Origin of the sequence: Phenylobacterium sp. (assembly GCF_019636135.1) — a bacterium.
Classification (GTDB): Bacteria; Pseudomonadota; Alphaproteobacteria; order Caulobacterales; family Caulobacteraceae; genus Phenylobacterium.
On sequence record NZ_JAHBYD010000006.1, the window covers coordinates 62,497 to 78,579 of the forward strand.

General features: G+C 70.1%; 14 protein-coding genes. 7 read left to right on the top strand and 7 right to left on the bottom strand.

Annotated features, from left to right (window positions below; genetic code table 11):
* The first annotated feature begins 2 nt into the window (after nt 1-2).
* A complete protein-coding gene (locus KF737_RS05950; RefSeq protein ID WP_296451480.1) occupies nt 3-434 on the top strand; it encodes a DnaJ domain-containing protein in 432 nt (143 codons plus the stop codon).
* 258 nt (nt 435-692) lie between these two features.
* Here the strand turns inward: KF737_RS05950 and KF737_RS05955 are convergent, their stop codons facing one another.
* A complete protein-coding gene (locus tag KF737_RS05955; protein ID WP_296451483.1) occupies nt 693-2,000 on the bottom strand; it encodes a D-alanyl-D-alanine carboxypeptidase in 1,308 nt (435 codons plus the stop codon).
* Between the two features lie 315 nt (nt 2,001-2,315).
* On the opposite strand from KF737_RS05955, the gene KF737_RS05960 reads away from it, so the two are divergent.
* From KF737_RS05960 to KF737_RS05975, 4 genes are all read left to right on the top strand, one after another.
* Nucleotides 2,316-2,750 carry a phasin family protein gene (locus tag KF737_RS05960; protein ID WP_296451486.1) on the top strand — a complete coding sequence of 145 codons (435 nt, stop codon included), beginning with the start codon at nt 2,316-2,318 and terminating at the stop codon, nt 2,748-2,750.
* Between the two features lie 210 nt (nt 2,751-2,960).
* Nucleotides 2,961-3,422, top strand: coding sequence for a RidA family protein (locus KF737_RS05965; RefSeq protein ID WP_296451489.1), 462 nt, complete (start codon nt 2,961-2,963; stop codon nt 3,420-3,422).
* Nucleotides 3,419-4,180, top strand: a complete 762-nt coding sequence (locus KF737_RS05970) for a glycerophosphodiester phosphodiesterase (protein ID WP_296451492.1) — start codon at nt 3,419-3,421, stop codon at nt 4,178-4,180. Before KF737_RS05965 ends, KF737_RS05970 begins: the two co-directional genes overlap by 4 nt.
* Nucleotides 4,177-5,340 carry a GNAT family N-acetyltransferase gene (locus tag KF737_RS05975; RefSeq protein WP_296451495.1) on the top strand — a complete coding sequence of 388 codons (1,164 nt, stop codon included), beginning with the start codon at nt 4,177-4,179 and terminating at the stop codon, nt 5,338-5,340. Before KF737_RS05970 ends, KF737_RS05975 begins: the two co-directional genes overlap by 4 nt.
* A 69-nt stretch (nt 5,341-5,409) precedes the next feature.
* Here KF737_RS05975 and KF737_RS05980 read toward each other — a convergent pair whose 3' ends face one another.
* Nucleotides 5,410-6,129, bottom strand: a complete 720-nt coding sequence (locus tag KF737_RS05980; RefSeq protein ID WP_296451498.1) for a PEPxxWA-CTERM sorting domain-containing protein — start codon at nt 6,127-6,129, stop codon at nt 5,410-5,412.
* A 192-nt stretch (nt 6,130-6,321) separates the two neighbouring features.
* Nucleotides 6,322-6,876 carry a DUF4287 domain-containing protein gene (locus tag KF737_RS05985; RefSeq protein WP_296451501.1) on the bottom strand — a complete coding sequence of 185 codons (555 nt, stop codon included), beginning with the start codon at nt 6,874-6,876 and terminating at the stop codon, nt 6,322-6,324.
* A 77-nt stretch (nt 6,877-6,953) separates the two neighbouring features.
* Here KF737_RS05985 and KF737_RS05990 point away from each other — a divergent pair, with 77 nt between their 5' ends.
* Nucleotides 6,954-7,388, top strand: a complete 435-nt coding sequence (locus KF737_RS05990; RefSeq protein ID WP_296451505.1) for an HIT family protein — start codon at nt 6,954-6,956, stop codon at nt 7,386-7,388.
* An 88-nt stretch (nt 7,389-7,476) separates the two neighbouring features.
* Complete coding sequence (locus KF737_RS05995; protein ID WP_296451507.1) at nt 7,477-9,474, top strand: YgiQ family radical SAM protein; 1,998 nt, start codon at nt 7,477-7,479, stop codon at nt 9,472-9,474.
* 37 nt (nt 9,475-9,511) lie between these two features.
* Here the strand turns inward: KF737_RS05995 and KF737_RS06000 are convergent, their stop codons facing one another.
* From KF737_RS06000 to clpS, 4 genes are all read right to left on the bottom strand, one after another.
* Nucleotides 9,512-10,804, bottom strand: a complete 1,293-nt coding sequence (locus KF737_RS06000) for an RsmB/NOP family class I SAM-dependent RNA methyltransferase (RefSeq protein WP_296451511.1) — start codon at nt 10,802-10,804, stop codon at nt 9,512-9,514.
* A 43-nt stretch (nt 10,805-10,847) separates the two neighbouring features.
* Entirely contained in the window at nt 10,848-13,265 is a 2,418-nt protein-coding gene (locus KF737_RS06005) for a CaiB/BaiF CoA-transferase family protein (RefSeq protein ID WP_296451514.1), read from the bottom strand.
* Nucleotides 13,266-13,400: 135 nt separating this feature from the next.
* Nucleotides 13,401-15,713: an ATP-dependent Clp protease ATP-binding subunit ClpA gene (clpA, locus tag KF737_RS06010; protein WP_296451518.1), complete on the bottom strand. Its 2,313-nt coding sequence runs from the start codon at nt 15,711-15,713 to the stop codon at nt 13,401-13,403.
* 6 nt (nt 15,714-15,719) lie between these two features.
* On the bottom strand, nt 15,720-16,049 hold the full coding sequence (gene clpS, locus KF737_RS06015; RefSeq protein WP_296451521.1) for an ATP-dependent Clp protease adapter ClpS: 330 nt from the start codon (nt 16,047-16,049) through the stop codon (nt 15,720-15,722).
* Nucleotides 16,050-16,083: the final 34 nt, after the last annotated feature.

The following is a 16,083-nucleotide window of genomic DNA, read 5'->3' on the forward strand; positions in this document are numbered from 1 at the left end:
CGATGCTCTATCTCCTGCTCGGGAGCGCGCTGCTCGCGGGCTACTTCTGGCTGAATGGCCGACGGTTCCCGGTGCTGGGGCGCCGGGAGTGGCGCGTGGTCTCGGCGGCCGCGGCGCTGGTGGCGTTCACGGCGGCGGCCTGGTCGGGCGTGCGGGGCGTCTGGGGGCCGACGATCGTGCTGGCGATCACGGGCCTGTGGTTCGCCGCCTCCGCGCGGAAGACCGACGCGGGGGGCGCGAGGCCTCCGCCGCCGCAGAGCCGGATGAGCGCCGAGGAGGCGCGCCGCATCCTGGGCGTGGGCGAGGGCGCGTCGCGCGAGGAGATCCAGGCCGCCTACACGCGCCTGATGCGCGCGGTGCATCCGGACAAGGGCGGCACGGCCGGCCTGGCGGCCCAGCTCAACGCGGCGCGCGACCGGCTGCTGAAACCCTGAGCGGAGGGCTGCGTGAGCAGGCCGGACAAACGGCGCCGACCTGTCGGCGCAGCATGCGCCGCAGGCGCTCTACTCCCACCACCAAGACCACGAAGATCACGAAGGCGTCGCGGATGAGCTGAGCGTAACGGGCTTCCCGGACCCTTGGTGGTCTTCGTGGTCTTGGTGGTCAATCAAACGGCGCTGACGCGCCAACGCGGCTCGAAGGTCCGCACGGCCTTTCATCCGGACGCTGCGCGCGGGAAGAAGGGCCGTTCCCTACCCCCGTGCCGGACCCATCACCACGCAGGGCTGCTTCTTGGCCTTCAGCGCCTTGCAGGCGTCGCGGGCGTCCTGTTCGGTCATGCCCTGGAAGCGGGCGCGATACTTGCCGCCGTCCTTCTCGGCGACGGCGCGGGCGTCGTCCACGTGCTTGCCGAAGCGCTTGCCGATGAGCGAGAGCTGCTCGCGCGCGTCCGCGCGGCTGTTGAACGAGCCGACCTGCACGGTCCAGCGGCCGCCGGCCTGGGCCTTGCCCTTGCCGGAGAGCTTCGGCACCGACTTCGGCTCGACGATCTGGATCTGCGAGGCGCGCGCCGGGGGCGGCGAGGAGGCGAGGCGGACCGGCAGGCTGTCGCCGGTGTCGCCCTGGGCCATCTGCGGCTCGGTGGCGGCGGCGAGCTGCGGCGGCTCGAAGAAGTTCTGCGCGACCTTGATGTCCTCGCCCAGGTTGCGGCGGCGGATCACGTCGAAGCCGGTGAGCAGCAGGCTTTCGGCGACGCGGTCGCGGGTGATGCGGGTCGGGCCGCCCAGGACCACCACGATCAGGCGGCGGCCGTCCTTCACGCCCGAGATGGCGATGTTGAAGCCGGACGCGTTGGTGAAGCCGGTCTTCAGCCCGTCCACGCCCGGCGTGTTGCTGAGCATATGGTTGTGGTTGGTGATCGTGCGGCCGCGGAACTCGAACGAGACCTGGCTGAAGAAGCGATAGTACTGCGGATAGTCGCGCATGGCCGCGCGCGACAGGATGGCGATGTCGCGGGCCGTCGACAGGTTGCGCGTGTTCGGCAGGCCGTTGGCGTTGGCGAAGTTGGTGTTGGTCATGCCCAGTTCCTGGGCGCGCAGCGTCATCAGCGCGGCGAAGCGCTGCTCGGTGCCGCCCAGCTTCTCGGCCATGGCGACCGAGGCGTCGTTGGCCGAGAGCGTACACATCGCCTGGATGGCCTCGAGCACCGAGATCGAATCGCCGGCGCGGATGCCCAGCTTGGTCGGCGCTTGCGCCGCGGCGTGGGGCGAGAAGACGACGCGGTCGTCCAGGCTGATCCGGCCCGCCGAGAGCGCCTCGAAGGTGAGGTAGAGCGTCATCACCTTGGTGATCGACGCGGGATACCGCGGGGCGTCCGCGCGTTTGGCGTAGAGCACCTCGCCCGTCTTCGCGTCGACGACGATCGACGCGTACTTGGACGAGTCCTGCGGGATGAGGCTGAGGTAGGGGACCTGCGCCATCGCGGCCGGGACGGCCCCGCCGATGGCCATGGCGAACGCCAGGCCGAAGGAAAGCAACAGGCGGCGGGCGTGCTGGATCATGCTTCGTCCGTCGAATCAAAGCGTTGCGATGGCGACATGCCACCGGAGGGAGTCCGTAGCATGCCCCTCTCATCCTTTCATGAGGGTAAACAAGGATTGAACGAGCGCAATTGCCGCAGTGGAGGCGGCGTGCTGCGCAGGCGTCCTGCCTCTCCAGCCGGGAGAGGCCGTCTTCAGCGGGGTTTGTGACGCTCATGTTGCACTGCACAAAAATGCGTTGACTTGTGCAGTGCAGCATGGAATAACCGGGTTCGTGATTTGGGGCGGACCGCCCCGCCGTCCCCGTTCTGTCACCCCAACCAGCAGGAGCCGCCCATGGCCGCCGCCGAAGCCGCGAAGAATACCGTCGAGCAGTTCACCACCGCCTCCAACGTCGCCTTCAAGGAAGGCATCGAGAAGGGCCTGGCCGCGATGAACGAGCTGAACGCCCATTCGAAGAAGAACCTGGAAGCCGTCGTCGCCTCGGCGACCGCTTCGGCCAAGGGCGCGGAAGCCCTGGGCGCCCAGGCGATGGCCTTCTCCAAGGCCGTGTTCGACACCCAGGTGTCGGCCGCCAAGTCGCTCGCCGGCGCCAAGAGCGTGCAGGAAGTGGTCGAGCTGCAGACCGCCTACGCCAAGTCGGCGCTCGAGACCTACATGGCCGAGTTCACCAAGATGTCGGACACCGTGTCGGCCTCGGTGAAGGAATCGATGAAGCCGATCAACGAGCGCGTGACCGCGACCGTCGAGAAGTTCCAGGCCGTCCGCTAAGGCCATTCCCTCCCCTTCATGGGGAGGGACAGATTGCGAAGCAATCAGGGTGGGGAAGTGTGGGGCCAGAACGCCGGCGTCGGTGTTCGGTCCACGCTTCCCCACCCGTCTCGCATTCGCTCGCCACCCTCCCCATGAAGGGGAGGGAAGGGCCCGGTCCGATGAGGACCGGCCCTTTTTCTTTGCGCGGCGTGGCGGTAAGCGTTCGCCATGTCCAAGGTCGAAGAACGCCTCGCCGCCGCCGGCATCGAACTGCCGACGCCGAACGCCCCCGTCGCCAACTACGCGCCCTTCGTGCGGGTGGGCGAGTTGGTCCACATCTCGGGCCAGGTCTCGGTCGACGCGTCCGGCGGGGTCCGCGGCATGGTGGGCGAGGACGTCGACTTCGACGCCGCCGTGCGCGCCGCCCGCATCTGCGGGATCAACCTGCTCGCCCAGATGAAGGCCGCCTGCGAGGGCGACCTGGAGCGCGTGGTGCGCGTGGTGAAGCTGGGCGGCTTCGTCCAGGCGGGGCCGAACTTCTTCGACATCCCCAAGGTCGTGAACGGCTGCTCGGACGTGATGGTCGAGGCGTTCGGCGACGCCGGGCGCCACGCCCGCTCGGCCGTGGGCGTCTATCGCCTGCCGCTGAACTTCGCCGTCGAGGTCGACGCGGTGGTGCAGGTCCGGTGAAGGCCGCGCCCGGCAAGGAGGGCTTCGGCCAGGCCTGGGAGCTTCTGTTCCATCCGCCCATCGCGCATCGCGGCCTTTGGAGTCCGGACGGCCCGCCGGAGAATTCGCTGGGCGCGTTCCAGGCCGCGTGCGCCGCCGGCTACGGCATCGAGCTGGACGTCCAGTTGTCGGCCGATGGCGAGGCGATGGTCTTCCACGACGACAAGCTGATGCGGATGTGCGGCGTCGAGGGCCGGGTGCGCGACTTCACCGCCGCCGACCTGGCCGGGATGCGCCTGAAAGGCACGGACGAGAAGATTCCCACGCTGCTGGAGACCCTGGCCGTCGTCGGGCATCGCGCGATGATCCACGTCGAGCTGAAGACGCCCTTCGGCGAGGTCGGCCCGCTGGAGCAGCGGACGCACGAGGTGATCGCCGACCACAACGGCCCGCTCTGCGTGATCGGCTTCAATCCCTACAGCCACGCCTGGTTCGCCGACCGCTATCCCGGCGTGCTGCGCGGCCTCGACAGCTACTCGTGGGACAGGGCGCCCCACATGAACGAGGCGCAGCGCAGGTCCTTCGCCGACCTGGAGCACGTGGCGATCGCGCGGCCGCACTTCCTGGCGCTGGGTCTCGACATGCTGCCGAGCGCGAAGGGCGCGGCCTATCGCGAGAAGGGGATGCCCGTCGTCGCCTGGACGGTGCGCGAGCCGGCGCAGTGGGACGCGATCAGGGACGGCTGCGACAACCTCATCTTCGAAGGCTTTCCGGCGTGAAGCTGAAGCCGGCGGTCAGCGTGGCCCGCCGCATCGCCGAGATCGGCCGCGAGGGCTGGGACGCCTGCGCCGACAATCCGGCCTACGGGCAGAACCCCTTCATCCGCTTCGACTTCCTGGACGCCCTGGAGGAGGCGGGCTGCGCCGTCGAGCGCACGGGCTGGGGGCCGCAGCACCTCTCGGTCGAGGACGGGAGCGGCCGCGTGGCCGCGGTGATGCCGCTCTACCTCAAGAGCCACAGCCAGGGGGAATACATCTTCGACCACGCCTGGGCCGACGCCTACGAGCGGGCGGGCGGGCGCTACTATCCGAAGCTGCTGTCGGCCGCGCCGTTCACGCCGGCCACCGGCGCGCGGCTCCTGTGCCGGCCCGACGTGGACCCGGAAGAGGCGTGGGGCATGCTGGTGGGCGGCGGGTTGCAGCTCTGCGAGCGGTTCGGCGCCTCGGGGCTCAACCTCAACTTCGTCACCGAGGCCGAGTGGCGGTGGCTGGGCGGGCAGGGGCTGGGGCGGCGCGAGGGGCAGCAGTACCACTGGCAGAACCACGGCTACCGCGACTTCGAGGACTTCCTGGGGGCGCTGTCGTCCGGCCGGCGCAAGACGATCCGTCGCGAGCGGCGCGAGGCGCAGGCCGGCGCCGAGATCTGCTGCCTGACCGGCGCGGACCTCACCGAGGATCACTGGGACGCCTTCTTCCGCTTCTACATGGACACCGGCTCGCGCAAGTGGGGGCGGCCCTACCTGACGCGCGCCTTCTTCTCGATGCTGGGCGAGCGGATGGCCGACCGGGTGCTGCTGGTGATGGCGAGGCGTGGAGGACGCTGGATCGCCGGGGCGCTGAACCTGATCGGCGGCGACTGCCTCTACGGGCGGCACTGGGGCTGCGTGGAGGACGTGCCCTTCCTCCACTTCGAGCTCTGCTACTACCAGGCCATCGAATGGGCGATCGGCCGGGGCCTGCCGCGCGTTGAGGCCGGCGCGCAGGGGCAGCACAAGATCGCCCGCGGCTACCTGCCGAAGCCGGTCTATTCCGCCCACTGGATCGCCGACCCGGCGCTGCGCGGGCCTGTCGAACGGTTCCTGGCCCAGGAGCGGCAGGCGGTGGACCAGGAGATGGAGTGGCTGGAAGAGGCCTACTCTCCGTTCAGGGACGGCGTCTGAAACGACGAAGGCCGCCCCGGGGAGGGCGGCCTTCGGTTACGCTTACGCTTACTGAGACTGTGACTTGGATCAGGCCGCCGCGGCGCGGCGACGGCGCAGGCCGGCGCCGGCGAGGCCGAAGCCGCCGATCATCAGCGCCCAGGTCGCCGGTTCCGGCACGCCGCCGGTGCTGTCGATGTTCGCCGTGGTCAGGAAGGCGATGTACTGCTGGCCTTGCTGAAGCTGGACGTTGAAGTCGCCGATGTTCGTCCAGGCAAAGGTGTCGCCGACCGGGATGACGGTGCTGGTGGTGTAGAGCACCGGGCCCACCGGGCGCGAGCCGTCGAAGGCCGCGATCACGAAGTTGGCGTCCACCGGGCCCGCGGACGCCGCGCAGACCTCGCCGCAACCGCCGCCGCCGCCCGACGAGTAGTTGTAGATCAGGAAGTTGAACGAGGTCAGCGCTCCGCCCGGTGCGAAGAAGGTCTGGCCGTAGCTCGTCGTGTCGGGATCGCCGAAGCTGTAGATGTAGTCGCTGCCGTTCCACGAGTCGTAGTTGGTGTACGACGTCTCGCCGAAGGTCGCGTTGAACACGACGTTGCCGTACGAGAACTGGGTATCCCAGGCGCCGCCGTTCTCGAACGGGTCCTGGCCGTTCGAGTTGAGGTAGGCGAACGTGCCGCCGAGGCCGCCGTTGTCGCCGGTCGCGGCCCATTGCGACTCGGTCACCGGATCGGCGAAGGCCGATGTCGCGGCGCCGGCCAGGGCGAAGGCCGCAGCGGCGGCGGTCAGAATCTTGAGTGTGCGCACGAGGTATGCCCCATCCTGAGTTGCGATAGAGAGCCCCCACTCACCATCGAGCGCTACCCTAGGATGGGAGGACGCAGTCCGCGAACTCTGTTCAACCAACTGGAGAATCCAGGGCCTGGAAAAACGCCTGCCGCCGTTCATTCGCACGCGCCTTGGCTTCTCCTGCCGTGGATTTCGCTCGGAAGCTGTGCCTCAGGAGCGTTCGAAGGCCTGCCTGAGCAACGCCTTCACGCCGGAATCGACCCCGGCCGGGGCGGTGAGGACCAGGACGGACGTCAGCCGCTCGCTCCAGCCTTCGTTCTTCGGCGGCCCCAGCCGAGGATCGGCGTCGGGCTCGACGGCGAGGCCCAGGCGCACGCCGCCCCTGGCCGGCCGGGCCGACGCGAACTGGAATGCCTTCGAGAAGGCGGTGAAGCCCTTGCGCTGCGCCGAGACGAGGCCCGGGAAGTCGGCGACGGCCGCCTCGATGGCCTCCAGCACCGCCCGCGCCCCGGCGTCGGCCCACAGCGCGCCGCGCAGGTTGTCGGGCTCGGCCCAGTGGGCGGTCTCGGGGAAGGCCTTGCCGAGGATGACGCTGGCGCGGTTCGTGCCGATGCCGTGGACCGCCTTGAACCAGGCCTTGCGGGCGGCGGGCCTGGTCTCGGGGCAGGTCCGGGCGATGACGACCCATTCGTCCAGCGTCTTGCCGGTCTCGCGCTCCATGCTCTCCAGGATCGAGGCGAACCACTTCTCCTGGCGGGAGGTCATGCTGCTGGGCCTGTCCGACATTTCCCCCTCGGAGGCGATTTGCTACGCGTGCCCCGCAACGCGCAGGAGCACTGCCCATGAGCCTGGACGGGACCTACGACCCCGGCAACATCTTCGCCAGGATCCTGCGCGGCGAGATGCCGTCCGTGCGGGTGTTCGAGGACGACCACGTGCTGGCGTTCATGGACGTGTTCCCGCAGGCCCGCGGCCACACGCTCGTCATCCCCAAGCATTCGACGGCGCGCAACTTCCTGGAGGAGACGCCGGAGAACATCGGGCCGCTGATGGAGGGCGTGCAGCGCGTGGCGAAGGCGGTGCGCGCGGCGCTGAACCCCGATGGCATCGTCATCACCCAGTTCAACGGCTCGCCCGCCGGCCAGACCGTCTACCACCTGCACGTCCACATCATCCCGCGCTGGGAGGGCGTCGCGCTCGGCCGGCACGGCGAGGGGATGGCGGACGTGGAGGAACTGAAGGGCCTGGCCGCGCAGATTTCGGCGAAGATCGCCTAGCCCGTCCCTCCCAACCGGAACGTCATGCCCAGCCTGCGTCGTCTGGCCGGTTGAGTTCGCGGTGGCTCGCGCCTATCCGTCAGGCGTCATGGACCGCGAAGCTGCCGAAACGCCCCTGATCGCCGGGTCTCCCCGGACAGGGCGGCCCGCGGCGCCGTTCCTGCCGATGAGCCGGGCCGAGATGGACGCGCTGGGCTGGGACGCCTGCGACATCGTCCTGGTGACCGGCGACGCCTATGTGGACCACCCCAGCTTCGGGATGGCGATCATCGGGCGGCTGCTGGAGGCGCAGGGCTTCCGGGTCGGCATCATCGCCCAGCCGGACTGGCGGTCGGCCGAGGCGTTCAAGGTCCTGGGCAGGCCGTGGGTCTTCTTCGGCGTCACCGGCGGCAACATGGACTCGATGGTCAACCGCTACACGGCGGACCGTCGCATCCGCAGCGACGACGCCTATACGCCGGGCGGGGAGGGCGGAAAGCGGCCGGACCGCTGCACGCTGGTCTATTCGCAGCGCTGCCGCGAGGCGTTCAGGGACGTGCCGATCGTCCTGGGCGGGATCGAGGCGTCGCTGCGCCGGATCGCCCACTTCGACTACTGGTCCGAGAAGATCCGCCGCTCGGTGCTGGCCGACGCCAAGGCCGACCTGCTGCTCTACGGCAACGCCGAGCGGGCGGTGGTCGAGGTGGCGAACCGGATCGCCGCCGGCGAGGCGCCGCGCGACCTCACCGACGTGCGCGGCGTGGCGCTGTTCCGGCGCGTGCCCGAGCACGTCACGGAACTGCCCGCCGACGACCTCGACAGCGCCGACGAGGGGGCCGCCCGCAAGCCCGGCGACGTGGTCATCCGACTGCCGTCCTATGAGCAGGTGGAACAGGACAGCGAGGCCTATGCGCGGGCCTCGCGCGTGCTGCACCGGGAGAGCAACCCCGGCAATGCGCGGCCGCTGGTGCAGCGCCACGGCGACCGCGACCTGTGGCTCAATCCGCCGCCGATCCCGCTCGCCACCGAGGAGATGGACGCGGTCTACGACCTGCCGTACGCGCGAGCCCCGCACCCGTCCTATGGCGACGCCAGGATCCCGGCGTGGGACATGATCCGATTCTCGGTGACGATCATGCGCGGCTGTTTCGGCGGCTGCACCTTCTGCTCGATCACCGAGCACGAGGGGCGGATCATCCAGAACCGGTCCGAAGCCTCGATCCTGCAGGAGATCGAGAAGATCCGGGACAAGACGCCGGGCTTCACCGGCGTGATCTCCGACATCGGCGGCCCGACCGCCAACATGTACCGGATGGCCTGCAAGGACCCGAAGATCGAGAAGGCCTGCCGCCTGCCCTCGTGCGTGTTCCCGGACATCTGCCCGAACCTGAACACCAGCCACGACGACCTCATCCGCCTCTATCGCAAGGTGCGCGAGGTGAAGGGGGTGAAGAAGGCGCTGGTGGCCTCGGGCGTGCGCTACGACCTGGCGGTGGAGAGCCCGGAGTACGTGCAGGAGCTGGTCACGCACCACGTGGGCGGCCTCCTGAAGATCGCGCCCGAGCACACCGAGGACGGCCCGCTCGGCAAGATGATGAAGCCGGGCATCGGGACCTACGACCGGTTCAAGGAGATGTTCGACGCGGCCGCCCAGAAGGCGGGCAAGAAGTACCACCTGATCCCGTACTTCATCGCCGCGCACCCGGGCACGACCGACGAGGACATGATGAACCTCGCGATCTGGCTGAAGAAGAACGGCTTCCGCGCCGACCAGGTGCAGACCTTCCTGCCGTCGCCGATGGCCACGGCGACGGCCATGTACCACTCGGGCGTGAACCCGCTGAAGGGCGTACGCCGCGGCGTGAGCGAGAAGGTCGAGACGGTGAAGGGCCTGCGCCAGCGCCGGCTGCACAAGGCCTTCCTGCGCTACCACGATCCCGAGAACTGGCCGGTGCTGCGCGAGGCGCTGAGGGCCATGGGCCGCGCCGACCTGATCGGCCCGCGGCCCGACCAGTTGATCCCGGCGCACCAGCCGGGCGTCGCCGGGCGGCCGAAGCGCCACCCCGGCGCCAAGTTCACGACCAAGGGCGTGCCGATCCGGAGATAGCCCCTATCCCACAGCGCTGCCGCGCTTGGGAGAGGAGCTAGGATTTCACCATCACCGCGGCGAAGAAGCCGTCGGTGTCGTGGCGGGCGGGGGTGAGGGACAGGTAGTCAGGATGGGCCGAGTCCGTGATCTGCGGGACGGCCTCGCGGAGCGGGACGGGGCGGAACTCCGGGTGTGCAGCGAGGAAGGCCTCGACCTGGGCCTCGTTCTCTTCGACCAGCAGCGAGCAGGTGGCGTAGACGAGGCGGCCGCCGGGCTTCACCAGCCGCGCGGCGCTGTCGAGGATGGCGGCCTGCAGCGGCAGCAGGGCCTCGAACCCGGCGTGTTCGGCGCGCCAGCGGGCGTCGGGGTTGCGCCGCCAGGTGCCCGTGCCGCTGCACGGCGCATCGACCAGGACGCGGTCGAAGCCGCCCTTGTGGCGCTTGACCCACTTGTCGCGTTCGCTGCCGAGCAGGCGGGTCTGGATGTTGTGCAGGCCGGCGCGGCGGAAGCGTTCGGCGCCGCGCTTCAGCCGGTTCTCCAGCACGTCGCAGGCGATGACGACGCCCTTGTTCGCCATGTCGGCGGCGATCGCCAGGGTCTTGCCGCCGGCGCCGGCGCAGAAGTCGACGACGCGCTCGCCGGCCTTGGCGCCGACCAGCAGGGCGACGAGCTGCGAGCCCTCGTCCTGGATCTCGACCTCTCCGGTCCGCAGCATCGGCAGGCGGGAGAGCGACGCGCGCTCGCCTATGCGGATGCCGTGGGGCGCCATCCGGCACGCCGTGGCCTTCAGGCCGAGGCCGGCGAGGGCGGCGAGCATGGCCTCGCGCGTGGTCCGGAGCGGATTGACCCGCAGGTCGAGCGGCGGCGGGGTCAGCATCCCGGCCATCTCGCGGGCGAAGGCGTCGCCGAAGCGGCGGCGGAGCGCGTCCAGCGCCCACTCGGGGCATTCGCCGCGCACCTCGTCGGGCATGGCGGGGTGATCGAGGGAGCCGCCCTGGAGCCGCCCCAGCAACTGGCGCTCGGGCTCCGTCAGGACGGCCGCGGCGAGCCGGCCGCCGCTGAACTGGCGCTCGACCTGCTCGCGGGTGCTGCCGCGGCCGAGCATGAGCCAGGCCAGCAGCCGGTTGCGCGGCGTGGCGGGCCGCTCGTACTTCGCGAGCCACCAGGTGAGCCGGGCCTGGCTGCGCAGCATCGAATAGACGAGGTCGTAGATCACGCCGCGATCGGCCTCGCTGAGGTCGCGGCGGGCGCGGAACCACGACGAGACCACCGCATCGGCGGGGCGGGGCGCGCGCTCGATCTCGCGGATGAGGTCGAGCGCGGCTTGCAGGCGGGCAGGGGGCGTCACGGCGAGGCGGACCTAGACGCCTTCCACGCCGCCGTCCAGCGGATCACCCCGGCGGGCGGTCGGCGATGACCTCAGCCTCGGCGAGGTCGGCGATCTCCTGGGCGGCGTAGCCCAGCGACGCGAGGACCTCGGCGTTGTGCTGGCCGAGGCCGGGCGGGCCCTTCAGCATCACCTGCCGGCGGCTGAAGTGGAGCGGGAAGCCGGGGAAGCGCTGCGGGCCGGCGTCGGCCTGGTCCAGGGTGACGATGAAGCCGCGGGCCGCCAGATGCTCGCTTTCGACCAGGTCGCGGTTCGTGAAGGCCGGGCAGGCGGGGACGCCGGCGGCCTGGAGCGCGATGGCGGCGTCCATGGCCGTGCGCCGGCTCGTCCACGCGGATATGGCCGCTTCGATCGCCGCGCGGTCGGCCTGCCGCGCCTCGACCGTGAGGTCGGCGCGGGCGTCGCCGATGAGGCCGGCCAGGGCCCGCCACTCGTCGTCGCTGCGGACCGCGACGGCGACCCAGACGTCGTCGCCCTGGCAGGGAAAGACGCCGTGCGGCGCGTGGTCGGGCGAGCTGTTGCCGCGGCGCGCGGGCGGGGCGCCATGCACCGACGCCGCCACCAGCGCTTCGCCCGCGAAGCTGAGCAGGCCTTCGAGCTGCGAGAGGTCGGCGTGGACCGGGCCGCCGCCGCCTGCGGCCTGTTCCCAGAGCCCGCCCAGCACCGCCGCCGCGCCGAGTGCGCCGCCGATGGCGTCAGGGTAGGCGACGCCGATCCGCATCGGTCCTTCGCCCTCGTAGCCCATGGCCTGGTCCACGCCGCCGAATGCCTCCAGCAGGGGGCCGTAGGCGCCGAAGTCGCGCATGGGCCCCGTTTCGCCGTAGCCGGTCATGGCCACCGTGACGGCGTTCGGCCGATGCGCCTCGATGGAGGCGCGGTCGATCCCGAGGGAGTCGGCGCCGCGGGGCGAGAAGTTGTGCAGGACGGCGTCCGCCGAGGCGAGCAGGCGGGCCAGCACCGCCTCGCCGCCGGGCGCCTTCACGTCGAGCGCCAGGCTTCGCTTCCCGCGGCCCAGCTTGTTGATGACGGCCGAGCGGTTCCAGCGGCGCTCGCCCGGCTCGGCGTGGGGATAGACCGGCGCGCGGATGAGCGGGTCGGGCAGGTCGCCCCACCGGAGCGGCGCGGCGGGCTGCGCGCCGCCGGGCGGACCGCGGCCTGCGGGATGCTCGACCTTGATCACCTCCATCCCGAGGTCGGCCAGGAACCGCCCGGCGAGCGGCCCGGCCCAGGCCAGCGTGAATTCGGCGACGCGTTTGGTGGAGAGGTCGAGGCGAGGGTGTTCAGGGCGCGTCGCGCCGTCGAGGCCGGCCAGCACGTCGGCCGTGTGTTCCTCCGGCGCCGGCGCGGGGCGGTCGCGGCGATCGCTGCGGCTGAGGACGAACGGCGCGCGCGGGACCTTGCCGCCCGGCGCGCCGGGCAGGTCGGCCCAGAGGTCGCGCGCCTTCAGGTGCCCGGCTTCGAGCGTCTCGGTGTAGTCGAGCAGGCGGCTGGCCGGCACGCGGGCCGCCTGCAGGATCTCGACGATCCCGGCGGCGCTGTGCTGTTGCAGGAACGGCTGGACCCGCGCGTCGATCTCCGCCGCCCGCTCGAAGCGCTCGGCCGGCGCGTTGAGGCGCTCGTCGGCGAGCAGGTCGGGCACATCCAGGGCGATGCAGAACGCCTCCCACTGCGCGAGCGTCGCCGCGCCGATGCAGACCCAGCCGTCGCGACAGCGGAAGAGCGCCATCGGGTGGTAGGCCTCGCCCAGCAGCGCGCCCCAGCGCCGCTTCACCGCGCCCGTATGGGTGTACATGACGATCGACCACTGGTGGGCGGCGGCGCCGCACTCCATCGCGCCGACGTCGACGAGCTGGCCCAGGCCCGTGCAGGTGCGGTCGAAGAGGGCGGCCTGGGCGCCCACGGCCGCCGCGGCGCCGGCGAGGCAGGCGTTCAGCGGACTGCCGGGGGTGAGCGGCGCGCGGCCGGGCTCGCCGGTCAGGTAGAGGTGGCCGCCCGAGGCCCAGTCGATGAGCGGGCTGTGCTTCCAGGCCGCCAGGGGGCCGGAGAGGCCGAAGCCGCTGGTCACCACATGCACGGCCGCCGGGTTGAGGGCGGCGATATGGTCGTGCAGGGCCAGCGCCGCGGCCGGCTCGCCGTCGCAACCGGAGACGACGATGTCGGCCCAGCGGATCAGGCGGTCGAGGCCTTCGCCGTTGGCGACGATCGAGCGTTTGCCGTAGTTCAGGTGCTCATGCAGCGCGCTGCGGCCACGCGGGTCGAGCGGGCGGCCGGTCGGATCCGGGATCCACGGGCCTTCGCGACGCAGCGCAGAGCCCTCCGAGGGTTCGAGCATGACGACGTCGGCGCCCAGCGCCCCCAGCACCCGCGTGCAGTAGGCCCCCGCCACGGACTCGCTGAGTTCCAGCACCCGCACGCCCCGCATCGACGTCCCGTCCCTTCGGCTTGTCGCTGCGGGCAGTTAAGGGCACGCGGGCAGGGCCAGCAACGCTGCCGCCGCGGAAGCGAAAAGGCCCGGGATCGCTCCAGGGCCTTCGCATTCCGATGCTCCGGCGGCGGCTCAGACCGCCTCCGGCTCCTCGGCGGGCGCCTCGACCACCGGCGCGCCGGGCTCGCGGTCGTCGCCTTCGATCTGGAACGCCAGCTTGCCGTCCTTGAGCACCACGCGGACGTGGCCGCCCTTGGCGAGCTTGCCGAACAGGATCTCGTCGGCCAGCGGCTTCTTGATGTGCTCCTGGATGACCCGGGCCAGCGGCCGGGCGCCGTAGAGCTCGTCGAAGCCGTTCTTGGCGAGCCAGTCGGCCGCCTCGTCCGACGTCTCGATGGTGACGTGGCGGTCCGCAAGCTGGGCTTCCAGTTGCATGACGAACTTCTGCACCACCTGGCGGATGATCTCGGGCGTCAGCGCGCGGAACTGGACGATGGCGTCCAGGCGGTTGCGGAACTCCGGCGTGAACAGCCGCTTCAACGCCTCGTCGACCTCGTCGTCCTGCTTGCCTCGGCCGAAGCCGATGGTGTTGCGCTGGGCGTCGGAGGCGCCGGCGTTGGTGGTCATGATCAGGACCACGTTGCGGAAGTCGATCTTCTTGCCGTTCGAGTCGGTGAGCTGCCCGTGGTCCATGACCTGGAGCAGGATGTTGAAGACGTCCGGGTGCGCCTTCTCGATCTCGTCCAGCAGGACCACCGCGTGCGGATGCTGGTCGACCGCGTCGGTGAGCAGGCCGCCCTGGTCGAAGCCCACATAGCCGGGCGGCGCGCCGATCAGGCGGCTCACCGTGTGGCGCTCCATGTACTCGCTCATGTCGAACCGCAGGAGCTCGATGCCGAGGGTGGAGGCGAGCTGGCGCGCCGTCTCGGTCTTGCCGGTGCCGGTGGGGCCCGAGAACAGGTAGCAGCCGATCGGCTTGTTGGCGTCGCGCAGGCCGGCGCGGGCCATCTTCATGGCCGAGCTCAGGCTGTCGATCGCCTCATCCTGGCCGTAGACCGCGCGCTTCAGGTCGTTCTCGAGCTGCTTCAGCGCCTCGGTGTCGGACTTGGAGACCGACTTCGGCGGGATGCGGGCGATCTTGGCGACGACCGCCTCCACTTCCTTCAGGCCGATGATCTTCTTCCGCTTGCCCTCGGGCAGCAGCATCTGCGAGGCGCCGGCCTCGTCGATGATGTCGATCGCCTTGTCGGGCAGCTTGCGGTCGTTGATGTACTTGGCCGACAGCTCCACCGCCGCCTTGATGGCGTCGTTGGTGTAGCGGAGCTTGTGGAACTCCTCGTAGTACACCTTCAGGCCCTTCAGGATCTTGATGGTGTCCTCGATGGTCGGCTCGTTCACGTCGATCTTCTGGAAGCGCCGGACGAGCGCCCGGTCCTTCTCGAAGTGCTGGCGGAACTCCTTGTAGGTGGTCGAGCCCATGCAGCGCAGGGTGCCCGAGGCCAGCGCGGGCTTCAGCAGGTTGGAGGCGTCCATGGCCCCGCCGGACGTCGCGCCGGCGCCGATCACCGTGTGGATCTCGTCGATGAACAGCACCGCGTCCGGGTGGTTCTCCAGTTCCTTGACCACCTGCTTCACGCGCTCTTCGAAGTCGCCGCGGTAGCGGGTGCCGGCCAGCAGCGCGCCCATGTCGAGCGAGAAGATGGTCGACTTGGCCAGGACCTCGGGCACCTGCTTGTTGACGATCTTGCGCGCCAGGCCCTCGGCGATGGCGGTCTTGCCGACCCCCGGGTCGCCCACCAGCAGCGGGTTGTTCTTGGTGCGGCGGCAGAGGATCTGGATGCAGCGCTCGACCTCGGACATGCGTCCGATGAGCGGGTCCACCTTACCCTGCTTGGCCTTCTCGTTGAGGTTGACGCAGTAGGCTTCGAGCGCCTCGCCGCCGGTCTTCACCTGCGGCTTGTCCTCGTCCTCGGCGCCCTTCACGGGTTTGGCCTCGGAGGCGCCGGCCTTCTTGGCGATGCCGTGGGCGATGTAGTTCACCGCGTCGTACCGCGTCATGTCCTGCTCCTGCAGGAAGTAGGCGGCGTGGCTCTCGCGCTCGCTGAAGATGGCGACGAGCACGTTGGCGCCCGTCACCTCCTCGCGTCCGGAGGACTGGACATGGATGACCGCGCGCTGGATCACGCGCTGGAAGCCGGCGGTGGGCTTGGCGTCCTCGCCGTCGTCGACGACCAGGCTGCGCAGCTCGTTGTCCACGTAGTTGGTGAGCGTGGTGCGCAGGGCGCCGAGTTCCACGTCGCAGGCGCGCATCACGCCGGCGGCGTCCTCGTCGTCCACCAGGCTGAGGAGCAGGTGCTCCAGCGTGGCGTATTCATGCTTGCGCTGGTTGGCGTAGGCGACCGCGCGATGCAGGGATTCTTCGAGCTGGCGGGAGAATGAAGGCAAGAGCGCCTAATCCTTTTCCATGGTGCATTGCAGCGGGTGCTGATGCCGCCGCGCCGTATCAACGACCTGGGCTACTTTTGTTTCCGCCACTTCGTATGTGTAGATCCCGCAGACGCCCACACCGTGTTGATGGACGTGAAGCATGATCCGAGTCGCATCTTCGCGCGACTTGTTGAAGAATTGCTCAAGTACGTACACGACGAACTCCATCGGCGTGTAGTCGTCGTTGAGGATCAGAACCCGATACATGCTCGGCTTCTGAGTCTTCGGCTTGGTCTGGGTGATGACCGTCGAGCGAACGCCGGTGTCAGCGTCACCATCCTTTCGTTCGCTCATGTGTCCGTTCTCCTTGCGGGCGCCGGTCCGGGCC

Coding starts and splice junctions, on each gene's coding strand:
- KF737_RS05950 (WP_296451480.1), top strand. CDS start 3: ATGCTCTATCTCCTGCTCGGGAGCGCGCTGCTCGCGGGCTACTTCTGG.
- KF737_RS05955 (WP_296451483.1), bottom strand. CDS start 2,000: ATGATCCAGCACGCCCGCCGCCTGTTGCTTTCCTTCGGCCTGGCGTTC.
- KF737_RS05960 (WP_296451486.1), top strand. CDS start 2,316: ATGGCCGCCGCCGAAGCCGCGAAGAATACCGTCGAGCAGTTCACCACC.
- KF737_RS05965 (WP_296451489.1), top strand. CDS start 2,961: ATGTCCAAGGTCGAAGAACGCCTCGCCGCCGCCGGCATCGAACTGCCG.
- KF737_RS05985 (WP_296451501.1), bottom strand. CDS start 6,876: ATGACCTCCCGCCAGGAGAAGTGGTTCGCCTCGATCCTGGAGAGCATG.
- KF737_RS05990 (WP_296451505.1), top strand. CDS start 6,954: ATGAGCCTGGACGGGACCTACGACCCCGGCAACATCTTCGCCAGGATC.
- KF737_RS05995 (WP_296451507.1), top strand. CDS start 7,477: ATGGACCGCGAAGCTGCCGAAACGCCCCTGATCGCCGGGTCTCCCCGG.
- KF737_RS06005 (WP_296451514.1), bottom strand. CDS start 13,265: ATGCGGGGCGTGCGGGTGCTGGAACTCAGCGAGTCCGTGGCGGGGGCC.
- clpS (WP_296451521.1), bottom strand. CDS start 16,049: ATGAGCGAACGAAAGGATGGTGACGCTGACACCGGCGTTCGCTCGACG.